Here is a 15,186-nt window from a genome sequence, read left to right as displayed (position 1 = left end):
CCCAAACCGTTGAAGGGAGTGCGGCTTGTTCTGCGGTAAAGGGACGACGCGGCGTTCGGCGCCCGGCGACTCTCCGGTGCGGTTTGTGTCGCGCGACGCCTCGACTGCCTTACCCCCGTCAACACAGCCGCGTAAGCTACGCCGATGCTGCTATCGATCGCTCTATGTCCCCCCGCCCGTCTTCGCGGTACCCTCATGGCTGCGCTGGTCGTCGGGGTGGCCGGGATCCATCCCGCCTGGAGTCAGCCGTCGCCTCCCCCGCCCGAGGCGGCGCCTCCCCGTGAGAATCCGGGATTGGTCAATGAGATCGGCAAGCTGCTGAAAGACTCCGGTTCGCTGCTGACCGATCCTGGCTCGCTGCTGCCGAGTTTCGCCCGGCCGGACAATAAGCCTGACGCGCCGGCCGCCGTCCCGCCGCCGCCCGCACCCGCGGCTCAGCCCGCGGTGCCTGCGCCGCCAGCCGCGCCGGCCCAGCCGGCAGCTGTCCCACCAGCTTCCCCGCCGACCACGACGTCGCTGGTGCCTGCCATGATCGATGGTCGCCAGGTCTGCCCGAGCACGGCCAGCGGGGGAGCCGACTGCGCCACAGCCGCGACGATCCTGTGCCGATCGAAGGGCTACCAGCAGGGCCGCAGCCTCGGCGTCGATGCCACCGAGAAATGCTCGGCCAAGGTGCTGATCCCCGGCCGCGCCCGCGAGCCCGGGGACTGCCGGACGGAAAATTTCGTCACGCGGGCTTGGTGCCAGTAACGGACCGAAATTCTCCCGCGCTTGCGTCGAACCGCTGGGATTTGCGTAAAATCCGCCTTGCAGGCGTGTTCCTCAATTGCTTTTGTGTCGCCGCGGTTGCACCGCCAAACACAACAAGAGGAGACATCCGGAATGCCCATGCCTGCATTGTTCAAAGGCCGTCTGTCGATCCCGGTGATCGGCTCGCCGCTGTTCATCATTTCGACGCCCGATCTGGTGATCGCGCAATGCAAGGCCGGCGTGGTCGGCTCGTTCCCGGCCCTCAATGCGCGCCCGGCGGCGCTGCTCGACGAATGGCTGCACCGCATCAAGGAAGAGCTCGCCGCCCACGACAAGGCGCATCCGGACCGCCCCTCGGCGCCGTTCGCCGTCAACCAGATCGTCCACAAATCCAACAACCGGCTCGATGCCGATCTGGCGCTGTGCGAGAAGCACAAGGTGCCGATGCTGATCACCTCGCTCGGCGCCCGCGAGGAGCTGAACCAGGCCGCGCATAACTGGGGCGGCATCGTGTTCCACGACGTCATCAACCAGCGCTTCGCCCACAAGGCGGTCGAGAAGGGCGCCGACGGCCTGATCCTGGTCGCGGCCGGCGCCGGCGGCCATGCCGGCATGCAGTCGCCGTTCGCCTTCGTCACCGAGACCCGCTCCTGGTACGACGGCCCGATCGCGCTGTCGGGCGCCATCGGCAACGGCAAGGCGATCCGCGCCGCGCGCGTGCTCGGCGCCGACTTCGCCTATATCGGCTCGGCCTTCATCGCCACCACCGAGGCCAATGCGGTGCCGCGCTACAAGGAGATGATCACCACCTCCGGCGCCGACGACATCGTGTACTCGAACCTGTTCACCGGCGTGCACGGCAACTACCTGAAGCCGTCGATCGTCGCCGCCGGCATGGACCCGGACAATCTCGAACAGTCCGATCCGTCGAAGATGAACTTCGGCACCGACGAAGCCGGCGAGCGCGCCAAGCCGAAGGCCTGGAAGGAAATCTGGGGCGCCGGCCAGGGCATCGGCAGCATCACCGGCATCACTCCGGTGTCCGAACTCGTCGCCCGCTTCAAGCAGGAATACGACGCCGCCATCGACCCGCCGCTGGCGTAGTTCGGCCCTAACCGCCTCTCTGCCGTCATTGCGAGGAGCGAAGCGACGAAGCAATCCAGCTCCGTGCGCGGGGCCTCTGGATTGCTTCGCTACGCTCGCAATGACGGATCGGGAATCGCCTTGTCGCCTGACGCATTCGGATGAACTGATGGACGCGATCTACCGTATCGACGGCACTGCGATCGAGACCAGCGGCTATGCGGCGGGGCCGTGGGATCCGACGATGCAGCACGGCTCGCCGCCGTCCGCCTTGGTGGCGCATCTCGCCGAGCGAATGCCGACGCCGTCGCCGATGCATGTGGTGCGGGTGACGGTGGATCTGCTGCGGCCGGTGCCGGTCGGGCCGCTGACCTTCGAGACCGAGGTGCTGCGCGAGGGGCGCAAGATCCAGCTCTGCGGCGTGCGACTGAAATCGAACGGCGTCGTGGTGGTGAACGGCACCGTGCTGAAGGTGCGCAACTCATCGCCCGAGCTGCCGGACCATATCGAACATCCTGCGCTCGACGTGCCGCTGCCCGACGACTGCCCGCCGCTCGACGTCGGCTATACGCGCAACCCATTCGTCGGCGGCATGTCGCTGCGCAAGGTGCGCAACGGCTTCGGCTCGATCGGCCCCGGCGCAACCTGGTATCGGGCCGACCGGCCGCTGATCGAGGGCCTGCCGACCTCGCCGCTGATGCGGGCAGTGATCGCTTCGGACTTCAGCAACGCGACCTCGGCGGTGCTCGACTTCCGGCACTGGACGTTCCTCAACGCCGACCTCAACGTCTTCCTGGCGCGCCAGCCGGTCGGCGACTGGATCCTGCTGAATTCGGAGATGTGGCTGGGCCCGGACGGCGCCGGCACGGCGGCCTCGCGGCTCGCCGATCAGCAGGGTTATTTCGGCCGTGCGGTCCAGAACCTGGTGATCGAACAGCGCTGACCGCGGCGGCGGCTTAAGCGCGTATTAACCATCCGCGGACCAACAATAGGCCTGCCGCGCTGCGGTGGCCCGAGACCTCGTAGCAACCGCGCCGGCATCCCACGATCGAAGTGGACGCCGCGATGTTGTATTCGGAAAAGACCACCGCCTCTCTCGACGAGATCAGGCTCCGCGTCGCACGGGCCCTGAACCGCAATCCGATGTGCCGCGACGTGCGGTTCGAAATCGTCGCCACGCCGCGCACCCGCAAGGGCGGCAACTGGACCATCACCATCCAGTCGGTGGCGCCCGACGCCTTGTGGGAAGCTTCCGAAATCATCTCCGACATCCAGGAAGCCTACGAGCTCAACGTCGCGGCCTGACGGGCCGCGCAGCGCCTTCGGACGGAACCCGCCGCCCCCCAGTGGCGCCGGCCTGCTCCCGCACGGCAACCCGGAGGGGCTGCCGGGCCATATTTCCTCTGCATTTATGAGCGACACAAAGCGCCGCTCGCGACGGAGACGATCTTGACCAAAGCAGCGACCCTTCTGGCCATGTTGTGCGTATTGATCGCCGGTACGGCCGCAGCAAGCATTCTGACGCGCGCCAGCGTCCCGGCGGCTGGCCCCGGCTTTGCCGGCGCGACCATCGAGATCCCGGTCGCGAACCGCGAGAACAAGGCCGACAAGCTGTTTCTCGCCTCGCTATCCGACGACACGGAGCCGACTGGCGCAGACGCCACTGCCGCGCAGACGACCGAGGACGCCGCACCGGCTCAGGAAGCGGCCGCGTGGGCTGATCCCGGCGAGCCCGCACCGGCTCCGAAGCCCGTGCAACTCGCTTACGCGGCGGACGACGCTGGCGGTCCGACGATCACCGCCGTGCCCGAGGCTGCCGCCAAGTCCGGCGAGCCCGTCACCAAGCTGCCGCCGGTGATCGCCACCGCGCCGGTGCAGAAGCCCAAGCCCGCCAAGCCGAAGCCGCCGGCCCTGCTCAGCGATGCGCAGATCTCGCAGATCAAGGGCCGGCTCAATCTGTCGTCGTCCCAGGAATACTACTGGCCTTCGGTCGAACAGGCGCTCCGCGCGATCGGCCGAAAACTGCACGCCGCACGCTACGTCGCCGAGAACGGTCCGCCGCCGATCGATCCGGACAGCGCCGAGGTCCAGCAACTGAAGTACGCGGCAATGCCGCTGCTGTTCGGGATGCGCGAAGACCAGAAGCAGGAAGTCCGCAAGCTCGCCCGCGCGATGGGCCTCGAACAGGTCGCGCAGGCGATCTGAACGCGGCCGCATCTTCAGGCCAGCATCCACCTAAGCCGACCTCCATCCTAAGCCGTCATCCCCCGCCTCCCAAGCCGTCATCCCCCGCAAAAGCGGGGGGATCCAGTATTCCAGAGCGTCCGCGGCGAGCGTTCGGCGGATCAACGGGCGCTCTGAAATACTGGGTCGCCCGGTCGAGCCGGGCGATGACGTGGAGAGTGGTGCGAGCGCACTGCGCTATCGCGACGTCCGATTCACTTATCAAACAGCCACGGCCAATCCTTCTCGCGGCTCCGCTGAGCCCGAGTTGTGCACCCGTCGCTTCACAGCGAGGGGTGGGGGCGCGCCGGTCGGCGCGGATAGTTGGTGGTTCTCGCGATGGTTTTGCGAACCATCGCGCAACGCCTTCCGGCGCGCCCACCGCGGCGGTTTTAGGCTTTCAGGCCCGTGCTTCCGGGGACAGGCAAGGGTAATGAAACCCCACGGATCCGGCGGATTACGCCGCCTTCACCTGCCCCCGTCCAGCGAACTAACAAGTCGCAGAGCCTCGTAGTAGGCCCGGACGGGTACCCGAAGCCTCCCGGACGCGCGGGTGCGAACCGCAACGCGCAGGACGCCGCGTCCGTTCGACTGCGCCGGCGCAATGCCGGCTTTGTCGAACCATCGTTCCGAACCGGTTGCCCGGCCCGCCGATCTGTCCCGCTTGTACGACGCCTCGCGAAGCGCCCCTCACGGATAGGACGGCGCGGACTATAATCATAGTAGGAATTTTGTCAAGGAACGCTGGCAGGTTTTCGCTGCTTCGTCCATCCGGCCGACTGAGGCGAAGACCTCTCGTTCGTCATTCCGGGGCGCCGCGGAGCGGCGAGCCCGGAATCCATAACCACTGACGTTGCGGTTTTGGCAGATGCCCGCCCCACTGTGCCTGAACACTGACACGGTGGTTATGGATTCCGGGTTCGCGCAGCTTCGCTGCGCGCCCCGGAATGACGAACGCTAGGCTGGCGCGCGGCGCGCTGTGCGGGCCGATGCGCCAATCCTCGATTGCGCTTCGCTCCATCGAGGGTACCGGCTACTTCGCGCGTGACAATGCCCTCACGCCAGATCGATCAGGTACTGCAGCGCCGACCGGCTCGGCATGAAGAAGTAGCCGCCGCCGGTGACGGTGACGTAGCTGTGGATGCCGTGCAGGGTCAGCGGACCGGCGGCGGTCGGGATGGTGAAGACGCGGCTCTCCGCCGGATCGTCGGGCGACGACGAGATGATCGGATCGGGCTCGCCACTGAGGCCGTGGAACGACGGCGACGACACCCAGGACTGCTGCACCAGCTCGAATTGCCGCTCGACATCGGCGCAGACCGCGACGAACAGCAGTCCCTTCTCCGGCTTGCCGCCCTCGCCGCCGCGCTCGAACGAACGGCCGCGGCGCAGCAGCCGGTGCCGCGCGGTGAGCTGCTGCTGGGTCGGATCGTCCGGCTGCAGGCTGTCGCGCGGATTAGCGCGGCGGATATGCGCGCCGAACGGACAGTGAAGCCCCTGCGGATCGTCCTGGCCGTAGCTGAAATCGTTGTCGCGGTCGTACGGATGCCGCGCGTCGCTGCGCGACTTCTTGCGACGGGTGTTGAAGCTGGTCGAGTTCGGCTGATCGACCAGCGGCACGCCGTTGCGCCAGCGGCCCATCATCTTGGCGGCGACCCATTCGGCGGTCGGCCTCTCGCCGATCACCGCGGCGAGGTCACGATACTTCCCGAGTTCATCCGCCTTCGTCTGGGTGAAGGCGCGGAAACCGTCGACGTCCTGGACGAATTCGCGGATCGCCAGGAAGGTGCCGTTGCGACCGAAATCGCGCACCGGCCGCGCCGGCGTATCGGAGCGGAAATTCGGAAACCGGCTCGGCAGTTCGTCCGGCAGGATCGGCAGATGATTGGCCGGATCGGTGTCGCTGGCCACCGTCGCGCTCGGCGGGAAGTAACCCTGGTTGTTGCGATAGCCGAGGATGAACTCGCCGGGCTCGACGATGTCGCGCGCCGGCACGCCCTTGGCGAAGCGCTGCGTGCCGCGGATCACCGGCTGCGAGATGCCGTCGACGAAACCGAAATGCTCGTAGTCGAGCGAAGTGATGCGCTTGCGTTCACCGTTCTCCTCCTCGATCTCGACCGTGACCGGGCTGGTCTCGACGCTGTCGAGCAGCGCGGCGCGGCCGCCGAGCAGATCGAGATGCCGGTCGAGCGCGGCGCGGCAGACCTCCGCGCTGGTACCATAGATGAACAGCGTCGCGTCGGCGGCCGCGACCTTGTCGTGACCGTCGAGCGCGGCGTCCGCCCAGCGCCAGTAGTCCGGCCGCGACGAGCCGGTGTCGCGCAGGATGTTGGCGCGCTGCGACATGCCGATGTTGAAGGCGGTCGGGAAGGTCGTCAGGCCACTGCCGACCGCATCCGGCGCGAGGCCCAGCCGCGCCAGCCCCGAGGCCGAGAACGCCACGAAGGTCGCGACATTGTCGGGCGCGTCGCCGCCGTTGAACGGGCGATCGCCGAACGTGATGGAGCCGACCGCCGGGCGCGACGCCTCGCCGGACCCGTGCAACAGCCCGGCTTCCGGCATGATCGCACGCAGCCAGGCTTTGCCGGCGTTGCGATCATCCGGCAGACGCAGCAGCGCCGTGACGGTGTAGGGCAACTGGCCCATGCCGCGGAACACCAGCGCCTGCACCTCGGGCGTCTCGATCGCATAATCCGGCCGGGTCATTGAACCGAAACAATCCAGCCACGCCCGCGCCGCGCTGTCGGTCGAGGCACGGACCAGGCCGTCGTGGATCATCGCGTTGCGGCGGATCTCGTCGGTGGTGAGCTTCGGGTAGCGGTTGAACCAGAACTGCGTCGGTACCTGCTGGCGGCGAACCCAGCGCTTGAAGCGGTCGCCGTCCTGGGCTCCGTCGTAGATCAGGAAGCGCGTGCGCGGAAAGCCGACGCCGTTGCTCCAGGCCGCCGACTGGCCGGCATGCGCTTTCATCACGAAGTCTTCGAGATAGCTCTCCCAGCTGCCGTCGTAGTTGGCGAGAAAGATCAGCTTGTCGGTGCCGGGCGGCCTGAACCATTTGGCCTTATGGATCGTCCCCATGTTGAGCACGAAGCCGGGGCGATAGAAGTTGGTCACCAGCTCCTTGATGCCCCACAGCGACAGCGCCAACGTCAGCTTGCGAAACCACCCGGGCTTGAGCGCGGTGACCGCGGTGATGTGATTTTGTACGAAGCCAGGATGATTTTCGCTGGCGGCGATCTCGCGGACCTTGGCGAGATCGGGATCGCTGTCGTCCGGAACGTCGCGCGACTCGTTGTATCGCAACAGCAGAAGGAACAGGCCGCCGAGCGCGGCAAGCTTCAGCGCCACGATCAGCAGGCCGCCGACCAGCGCCAGCCCGATGCGCCCCGAATAGGTCGCGTCCGAGTACGGCTCGATGGCGAAGTACACGGCCTGACTGGCGATCAGCACAAGACCAAGGATGATCGCCCAGATCCAGCGGAAGGTGGTCGAATTGGCCATCGCCAGCAGCGACTCGGTGCCGGAGCGCGGCACCCAGTCGGAGATCTGCAGCCGCCGCCGGCTCGGCCGGATCAGATAGCTGGTGAAGGCGGCGCCACGGGCGAACAGCGCCTGCAGCCGCGCCTTGCGGGGTGAATCAGGCGACTGGTCGATCAGCCGCTTCAGCTCGGGATCCTGCTTGATCAGCTTGCGAACATAGCCGAGCGCCACCATGGCGCGGCTACCGAGGCAGGCGTGGTTCTCCAGATACTCTTCGAGCGCATCGGTCGCGAATTGCGCCAGCTCGCGCTGCCGCACGATGTCGGCGACCGCGAACTCCGGCGTGCCGTTGAAGTTGAGCCCGATCGCGCCCCACGGCCGGGTCTGCAGATCGAGCATGTTGTCGCGCAGGATGTCGAGCAGCGGCGTACCGGCCGGCGCATCCACCTGGGCGAAGATCGGCGACAACCAGTCGGCCGCCACGTCCACCACGCTGCGCAGGGCCAGCTCGGGCGAGCCGTCGACGTTGAGTTCGAGCAGCAGATGCGGCGACGGCTGATCCGGCGCGCCGGCATCGATCAGCGTCATCGACGCGAAGTGAATGACATTGGTGGACGACAGCGCCGCCACCATGTCCGGCCTTGCCGGATTGCCGAGCGCCTCGATCTGCGCGCGCAGCGCCGCGAGATCGGCCTCGGCGCGCACCGGCGCGCAAATGATCACCATGTTCTGCGCCTGTGGCGCCACAGCAGGCTCGAACTCCATGTCGAGCCGGCGCGGGAACGGACCGACCCAGCCGATCGCGCCGTCGCTGCCGGCGACCGGGCGCAGGTTCGGCTGCTTCAACAGCACGCGAAACACTTCACCGATCTGCGCGATCGCCACATGCATGCCGAGGCAGGCATGGGCGCCGTCGCCGAACATCAGGCTCGACGGGTTGGGCCGATCGGCGCGGAATTCGCCCGGCGACACGAAGGCGCGCTTGTCGCGTAGCGCCGACATCGTCGCCACCATCAGCACCGAACCCGCCTTGACGTGTTTCTGCCGCTTGGTGTTGTGCGCGATCACGCCGTCGCGCCGCGCGTAGCGCCATTGTCCTGGCGCCAACGCCGGATTGAGGCGGCCGGCCTCGAGCAGGATGGCTTCCAGACCGGCAACGTCGTCCGCCTGCGCGCGGGCGATCGCGTCCTGCCAGACCTTCGGGCGGCGCAGCAGTTCGTCGAGAATCTTGCCGGCAGCCAGCGTATTGGTCGGAATGAAGCCGGTGACCAGGCCGACCACGATGGCGCGGATCTCGCCTTCGGTCACGGCCCCGTCGTTGAGCTGGCCGACCAGGCGGCCGATGACCGTCTCGGCTTCCGGCACGGCCTTGGCCCGGGCGATGGCGCGATCGATCACCTCGCGAATCTGCGCCGCGCCGTTCAGCGCCAGTTGCCGCGTCGCCTCGTTGCCGAACGGATCGGCGAACAGCAGCGCCGAGATCGACATCGCCCATTCGGCGAAGGCGTCCGGATTTTCCGGGTCGAGGCCGAAATAGCCGCAGCAGGTCTCGGTCGCGACCCGCGTCATCAGATCCTTCATCACGTCGATCCGGCCGCCGGAGCCGTCGATCAGGATCTGCGTATAGTGCGCGGCGAGCGTGCGGATGCGATCGAGGTCGGCCGGGCGCAACACGCTGCGGATGATCGCGTTCTGCCGGTCATGCTCCGGGCCCTCGAGCCCAAGTACGAAGTTAGTGCCGCCGGCCAGCTCGGTCATCTCCAGCCCGTACGGCACCTCGAACAGATCCGGCTTCGCCAGCACCTCGCGCACGTCGCTGTCGCGCGTGACGATCACCAGCCGGCCGAATTGCGGATTGGGCCAGAACTCGCGGAAGAGATACAGCGATCCGCGCATCACCGCCGCGAACGCCTTGGTGGTCCAGCGCTTCACCGTGGTGTCGGCGCCGAGGTCGTTCAGGTCGAAGGGACGTGGAGTTGATGGTGCGGCGGCGGATTGGGCTTTCTTGATCGCGTCATAATACTTGAGCGTGAGCATCCATCACCTCAAACAAAAACTTAAAAAAATGTACGTCGCCGGTCAGTGCGGCAGAAACTGCTCGGAGCCCTCCGCGGTGTCGCGCTCCAGCCAGTTCGCCTCCCGGCCCGGCACCATTTTCAGGCCTTCGACGAAATGGTCAATCCATGTTCTTTCAACGAAGGGCAGCCAATCGAGATACTGCTTCGAAAAATTCGGCTTGACAGCAAGTAGCTCGTCTGCCGCGACGCGCGCCACACCAACATTGCCGCTGCGGACCAGCGCGTTGATCTTGAGCACGTGCGCGTACCAATAGGCCGGTCGGCGCGCCAGCGACAGCGACGCGTGCTCGATCGCTTCGCTCCAGCGCCCCAGCATGGTGTAGGACAACGCCAATTCGCCGAGCGCGTAGAACAAATTGGGATCGTTCGAGCTGAGCCGGAGCGAGGCCTTGAGGTGATCGATCGCCTTGGCCGGTTCGCCGCCGAGATTGTAGCAGCCGCCGAGCTGGGCGTGCGCCAGCGTCAGGCTTGGGTTGAGCACGATCGCTTGCTGCAGCAACGTTTTGGCTTCGTCCTGATGGCGCAGCCACATCTCGGCGATGCCGGCCAGCATGAAGCCGCGGCCGTCGTCGGGATCGGCAAGGCACGCCTGCTGGGCGAGCTTGCGCATCCGCAGCACCTGATCCTGCGGCTGCCGCCCCGCCCAGATCGACCACGCCAGCGCCGACGTCGTCTGGATCAGCGCCTCCGGCGAGGTCGGATCGAGCGCCAGCGCCTCCGCGAAGAGCTTTTGCGCCATCTCGGAATCGGTGCGCGTCAGGCGGTTGAGATGCCAGCGCCCGCGCCAGATCAGATCGCTGACTCCGAGCGTGTCCTGGCGCTTGTTGCGAATGCGGATCTGCTCGGCATGCTCGATCCGGCTTTCGAGCTGCGCCACCAATTCGTTGACGAATTGTTCGAGCTCGTCGCGCAGCTCCGGCGATTGCAGCGTGAAGCGGCGCGACCAGATCGCGTAGCCGGTCGCCGCCTCGGACAGGCTGGCCGAGACGCCGAAGGATTCGTAGGCGCGATACAGATGCCCTTCGACCAGATAATGCGCGCCGAGCCGCTGTCCGATCAGCTTGCGGTCGATCGCCTCGGAGAAGGAGAAGCTCGAGCTGCGCGCGATCACCGGCAGCCAGCGGATGCGCGACAGGCCCACGATCAGCTCCTCGCTGATGCCTTCGGCCAGATAGTCCAGCGTCTCTTCGCCCGTCACGTTGGTGAACGGCAGCACGGCGATCGCCTGGTTGCCGCTGAACCCGATCGGCGGCTGGCTGGTGTCGACGATGTAGCTCGGCAGCGCGCTCGCCACCGGCGCGGCGGATGCCACGCGCGGACCGCGCGTCAGCACCGCTCGCTGCTCGCGCAGCCATTCGCGGAAGCCGGCTTCGCCGGGGATGTCGAGGCCTTCGAGAAACTCACCGCTGTGCAGGGGATTCGGAACCGGACCGAGCGCATCGATGTCGATCAGATCGAGCCGCAGGCGAACGCGATCTCGGTCGCTGACCAGCAGTTCGACGCCGCCGACGTTCAGCACCTTTCGCAGGTTGGATAGTTCACGGCGGAGACTCCCCGCCGCCTCCGCATGGCGCCGCGTCCCCCACAAACGATCCTGTAACCAGCCGCGGGTTCGCTCGCCGTCACGCGACATCGCCAGCATCGCGATGACGGCCGTCCCCTTTTTGCTCGAAATTTCGATGCGCTCCCCCGTCCGGGGAACCAATTGGAACGGCCCCAGCAGGTTCATCGTGAAAAGCGCGGACCTCGCAGTCATACCTTCAGCCACCTGAATCCAACCTAGGATAGCATTTTTCACGCACGGATCACGCCGTTTTCACGCCTGATGGTCCTCGATAAGAAGACGAAGAGGGTGGCGATAAGGAAAATACACTGTGTGCTGTTCCGCAGGGCGAAATTCTTCGGAAGAGCATCAGGAGAGGCCGCCGGTCGCTGGGCAGAACGCCAGCGTCCCGCATGCGAGTAGTTCGCGTGATGACGTGCGGCGACGTGAGTGCGGGCGGGGTGTGATGGTAGGGGTAGTTGGCGCAGAATTCCAGCAGGAAATTCTGTTCGCATTCGGCGGCGGCGACGCCGAGATCACTATCGCGGTATTGGATGGTCCAGTCGACCGAACCCACGATTGCTTTCGCGGAGCCCGCTTGGTGCCGCTTGATACCGCCGCTGCGCGTCAGTGCGCGGACGGACCGGCGACGGCGCAGGGCACGCATATCGCCAGCCTGATCTTCGGCCAGGCTTGTAGTTCGGTGGAGGGCGTGGCGCCGCTGTGCCGTGGGCTGATCGCGCCGATCTTCCGCGACGACAGGCCGGTGTGCACGCAAGCCGACCTCGCCCAGGCGATCGACATGGCCGTCGAGCACGGCGCGCACATCATTCATATCAGCGGCGGAGTGTTCGAAGGACGGCGCCAGCCGACCGAGGCGCTGATCGCTGCGGTGGACCGGTGCAACGCGGCCAACGTCCTGATCGTCGTCGGCGGCGCCCGCGACAGCTGCGGCAGCCTGCTGCTCCGATGCGGCGCGGCCCGGCTGCTGCCGGTCGGCGCCATCGACAGGCGCGGACGCCTGATCGGAGGCGGCGACATCAGCCTGCGCGACATCGGCATCACGGTGCCGGGCGCTGCGCTGATCGGCGCTGCGCTCGAAGGCAGCAACAGGGCGCGCCGCGGCGCAAACTATGCGGCGGCGCTGATTGCCGGCGTGGCCGGCCTGCTGCTCGGTGCCCAGAGCCAGCACGGCCAGACGCCCGATCCAGGTGCGGCGGGGGAGGCGATCCTGAACAGCGCGACGCCACGGATGGCCGACCGCGCCCAGGAGTGCCAACGCGCCTGGATCGGGCGCGCCAATATCGAAGCCGCAGCGGCTCGTCTCACCGGCGTGCTCCAGGATACGTCCGCGGTCTCGCCGTTCGGGCTGTGGCATCGGACCCAGACGAGTTCGCGACGGTCAGATCACGCCGCGTTTCGGCCGCGGGCCTGACCCTGCCACCAGGCTTCCAGCGCATCCGCCTCCGGCGGCAACGACACTGACAGGCCGCCCGCGAAGTCATCCCAGACGGCTTCGGCTTTCGGCGTGACCACGCAGGCGACCGGTACGCCGGCCGCGACCGCAGCCTGGAAGGCCGACATCAGACCGCCGCGCTGCGCCTCCTGGCCACCGAACCGGCTCAGCACGACGAGCTCCGGCTTGCCGGCAAGCGCGCGTTCGACCGCACCGGCAGCGAGCGCCAGCGACGACGAGTTCAGATTGCAGGCCTGCGATCCCGAGCCCAGATCCTGATGCATCGCGTAGCGGTCGCCGGTGGCGACGTCGATCAACTCGCTGCGGCATTCGCAGCCCTCGTGGCCGCCGCCGTGAGCATCGTGGCCGTGGCCGGTGTCTTCCGGCGGCACGATGACGCCCACGATCGCGACGCCCTCGGCCTTGCGGCGCAGCGCAAAGGCGGTCAGCACATCGGCGGCCGGCGTGCCGGGCCCGCCACGCACCGCCGCGATGGCCATCGAGTGATTGTTTTCGAACGACATTGTCTCATCTCCTCCAACACGAGCGGGCGCGCGGCGTCGCAGTCCCGACACGACTGGTAATCGTGTAGCTGACCGGAATGCGCATCGGCGCTGTTGAGAACTATGCGAACGGCGTGCCGCGCGGCCGCGGGCGGCGGCGAGTTGTTACTTCGGCGGCTCGCTGATGGCACGCTCGGGCGCCAGCGCGACGCCCTTGACCTGCGCGAACACGTCGAGCCCTTCGGCGAGCGCCAACTGATCCCAGGATCGCCGCGTCACACGGGCCAGCAGCCGCGCGCCGTTGCCGGCCGGCCCGAGCGCCAGCACGACCAGGACTTCGTTGGGACCGATCGCCGAAGTGGAGACGATCCGCACCGCCAGCGCGTTGAGGATCGACGTCTCGCGCGGCGCTTCGCGTGACAGGCTGACATCGCCGGCCGCGATCCGGATCCGGCGGCGCTCGCCGGCGGGCACCGGCGCAGACGGCACCAGCAGCTTGCCGCCGTCGAGCCGCAACGTCAGCAGCCCGTATGCGGCATCGTAGGAGTCCGACGTCGCGTCGACATTGACCGCGGCGTCGCGCGAGGTCGCGAGCGGCAACGCCGGATTACTTTGCAGCTCCGACAACGGGCCGACGCCGATCACCCGCCCGGCCTGCATCAGGACCAGATGATCGGCCAGTCGCTCGATCTCGGCCATGTCGTGACTGACATAGATCACCGGCAGCAGCAGCCGGGCGTGGAGCCGCTCCAGGAACGGCAGGATCTCGTCCTTGGTGAGCCGGTCGAGCGCCGACAGCGGCTCGTCCATCAGCAGCAATTTCGGCTGCGACAGCAGCGCGCGGCCGATCGCGACGCGCTGACGCTCGCCGCCGGACAGATTGCGCGGCGCCCGCGGCAGCAGCCGCGCGAGGCCGAGCAGCTCGATCACTTCGTCGAATGCGATGTCGCCGGGCAACGACCCTGCTTTGCGCTTGGGCGCGCCGTACATCAGATTGTCCCGCACCGTCAGGTGCTGAAACAGGCTGGCTTCCTGAAACACGTAGCCAATCGGTCGCTGATGCGGCTTGAGGAACGTCGTGTCGTCCTGCCAGACATCGCCATCGACTTCGCACAGGCTGCCTGGCAGATGCTGCAACCCGGCGAGACAGCGCAGCACCGTGGACTTGCCGCAGCCCGACGGGCCGAACAGGCCGGTGATGCCGATCGCCGGCACGCTGAACGAGGCATCGAGCGCAAAGCCGCCGAGCCGCCCGCGGAATTCGCCACGAATGCTGCGCGGAGAGATCGCCCTCATCCGCGAAGCCGTGCAGTACGCTTTTCCAACATCATCATCGTCAGGATCACCACGAAGGCGAACGCCGCCATGCCGCCGGCGAGAATGTTGGCCTCACGCCATTGCGAGGTCTCGACGTAATCGTAGATCGCCACCGACAGCACCTTGGTGCGTCCCGGGATATTGCCGCCGATCATCAGCACGATGCCGAACTCGCCGACCGTGTGGGCGAAGCCGAGCACGGCGCCGGCGAGAAAGCCCGGCCGCGCCAGCGGCACCGCCACCGTCCAGAACGTTTTCAACGGCGAGGCACGCAGGGTCGCGGCGACTTCCAGAGGCCGGTCGCCGATCGCATCGAACGCGTTGCGGATCGGCTGCACCACGAACGGCATCGAATAGATCACCGAACCAAACACCAGGCCGCCAAAGGTGAACGCCAGCGTGCGCCCGCCCCACAGCCCGGCGATCGCACCCCCCGGCCCGTCCGGCCCCATCAGCACCAGCAGATAGAAGCCGAGCACGGTCGGCGGCAGCACCAGCGGCATCGCCACGATGGCGGCGACGCCTTCCTTCCACGCCGCCTTCGACCGCGCCAGCCACCACGCGATCGGCGTTCCGACGATCAACAGGATCACCGTGGTGATCACTGCAAGTTCGACGGTGAGCCAGACCGGCTGCCAGATGTCGGGGGGAAGGCCGGTCATTGGTGCGCCATGAGTCCGGCGCAAGGCGCTGGCACCTCGCGATCTTCACCGTCCCCTTGAGGGGGAGGGTCGGCGGGCCTCGCATCGCGAG

Annotated in this window: 11 protein-coding genes; 6 read left to right on the top strand and 5 right to left on the bottom strand. The window is 67.2% G+C overall.

Annotation, left to right across the window (positions count from 1 at the left end; all coding sequences use genetic code 11):
• The first annotated feature begins 195 nt into the window (after window positions 1-195).
• The 5 genes from ACFFJ6_RS01270 (at window position 196) to ACFFJ6_RS01250 (ending at window position 4,038) form a co-directional block, all read left to right on the top strand.
• The gene (locus ACFFJ6_RS01270) at window positions 196-750 is read left to right on the top strand and encodes a hypothetical protein (RefSeq protein WP_378383535.1); all 555 of its coding nucleotides are present in this window, start codon (window positions 196-198) and stop codon (window positions 748-750) included.
• Window positions 751-882: 132 nt separating this feature from the next.
• Entirely contained in the window at window positions 883-1,854 is a 972-nt protein-coding gene (locus tag ACFFJ6_RS01265; protein WP_378383533.1) for an NAD(P)H-dependent flavin oxidoreductase, read from the top strand.
• A 148-nt stretch (window positions 1,855-2,002) separates the two neighbouring features.
• Complete coding sequence (locus ACFFJ6_RS01260; protein ID WP_378383531.1) at window positions 2,003-2,776, top strand: thioesterase family protein; 774 nt, start codon at window positions 2,003-2,005, stop codon at window positions 2,774-2,776.
• A 122-nt stretch (window positions 2,777-2,898) separates the two neighbouring features.
• Window positions 2,899-3,138, top strand: coding sequence for a hypothetical protein (locus ACFFJ6_RS01255; RefSeq protein WP_378383529.1), 240 nt, complete (start codon window positions 2,899-2,901; stop codon window positions 3,136-3,138).
• Window positions 3,139-3,282: 144 nt separating this feature from the next.
• Window positions 3,283-4,038: a hypothetical protein gene (locus ACFFJ6_RS01250; protein ID WP_378383527.1), complete on the top strand. Its 756-nt coding sequence runs from the start codon at window positions 3,283-3,285 to the stop codon at window positions 4,036-4,038.
• 1,074 nt (window positions 4,039-5,112) lie between these two features.
• Here the strand turns inward: ACFFJ6_RS01250 and ACFFJ6_RS01245 are convergent.
• The gene (locus ACFFJ6_RS01245; RefSeq protein WP_378383525.1) at window positions 5,113-9,573 is read right to left on the bottom strand and encodes a cytochrome P450; all 4,461 of its coding nucleotides are present in this window, start codon (window positions 9,571-9,573) and stop codon (window positions 5,113-5,115) included.
• A gap of 42 nt (window positions 9,574-9,615) precedes the next feature.
• Window positions 9,616-11,133, bottom strand: a complete 1,518-nt coding sequence (locus ACFFJ6_RS01240) for a hypothetical protein (protein ID WP_378383523.1) — start codon at window positions 11,131-11,133, stop codon at window positions 9,616-9,618.
• Between the two features lie 490 nt (window positions 11,134-11,623).
• On the opposite strand from ACFFJ6_RS01240, the gene ACFFJ6_RS01235 reads away from it, so the two are divergent.
• Window positions 11,624-12,592 (top strand): S8 family serine peptidase, encoded by a 969-nt coding sequence (locus ACFFJ6_RS01235; protein ID WP_378383521.1) that lies wholly within the window; start codon window positions 11,624-11,626, stop codon window positions 12,590-12,592.
• On the opposite strand, the gene ACFFJ6_RS01230 is transcribed toward ACFFJ6_RS01235, so the two are convergent.
• From ACFFJ6_RS01230 to modB, 3 genes are all read right to left on the bottom strand, one after another.
• Complete coding sequence (locus ACFFJ6_RS01230) at window positions 12,565-13,137, bottom strand: DUF2478 domain-containing protein (protein ID WP_378383519.1); 573 nt, start codon at window positions 13,135-13,137, stop codon at window positions 12,565-12,567. The genes ACFFJ6_RS01235 and ACFFJ6_RS01230 overlap by 28 nt on opposite strands.
• Before the next feature lie 144 nt (window positions 13,138-13,281).
• A complete protein-coding gene (gene modC / locus ACFFJ6_RS01225; protein ID WP_378383517.1) occupies window positions 13,282-14,412 on the bottom strand; it encodes a molybdenum ABC transporter ATP-binding protein in 1,131 nt (376 codons plus the stop codon).
• Window positions 14,409-15,095 (bottom strand): molybdate ABC transporter permease subunit, encoded by a 687-nt coding sequence (modB, locus tag ACFFJ6_RS01220; protein ID WP_378383515.1) that lies wholly within the window; start codon window positions 15,093-15,095, stop codon window positions 14,409-14,411. Before modB ends, modC begins: the two co-directional genes overlap by 4 nt.
• Window positions 15,096-15,186 lie beyond the last annotated feature (91 nt).

The sequence above is a fragment of the Rhodopseudomonas telluris genome, assembly GCF_042432815.1.
Taxonomy (GTDB): domain Bacteria; phylum Pseudomonadota; class Alphaproteobacteria; order Rhizobiales; family Xanthobacteraceae; genus Rhodopseudomonas; species Rhodopseudomonas telluris.
The sequence above is the reverse complement of the archived record's forward strand: the minus strand, read 5'-3'. Positions and strand labels throughout refer to the sequence as shown.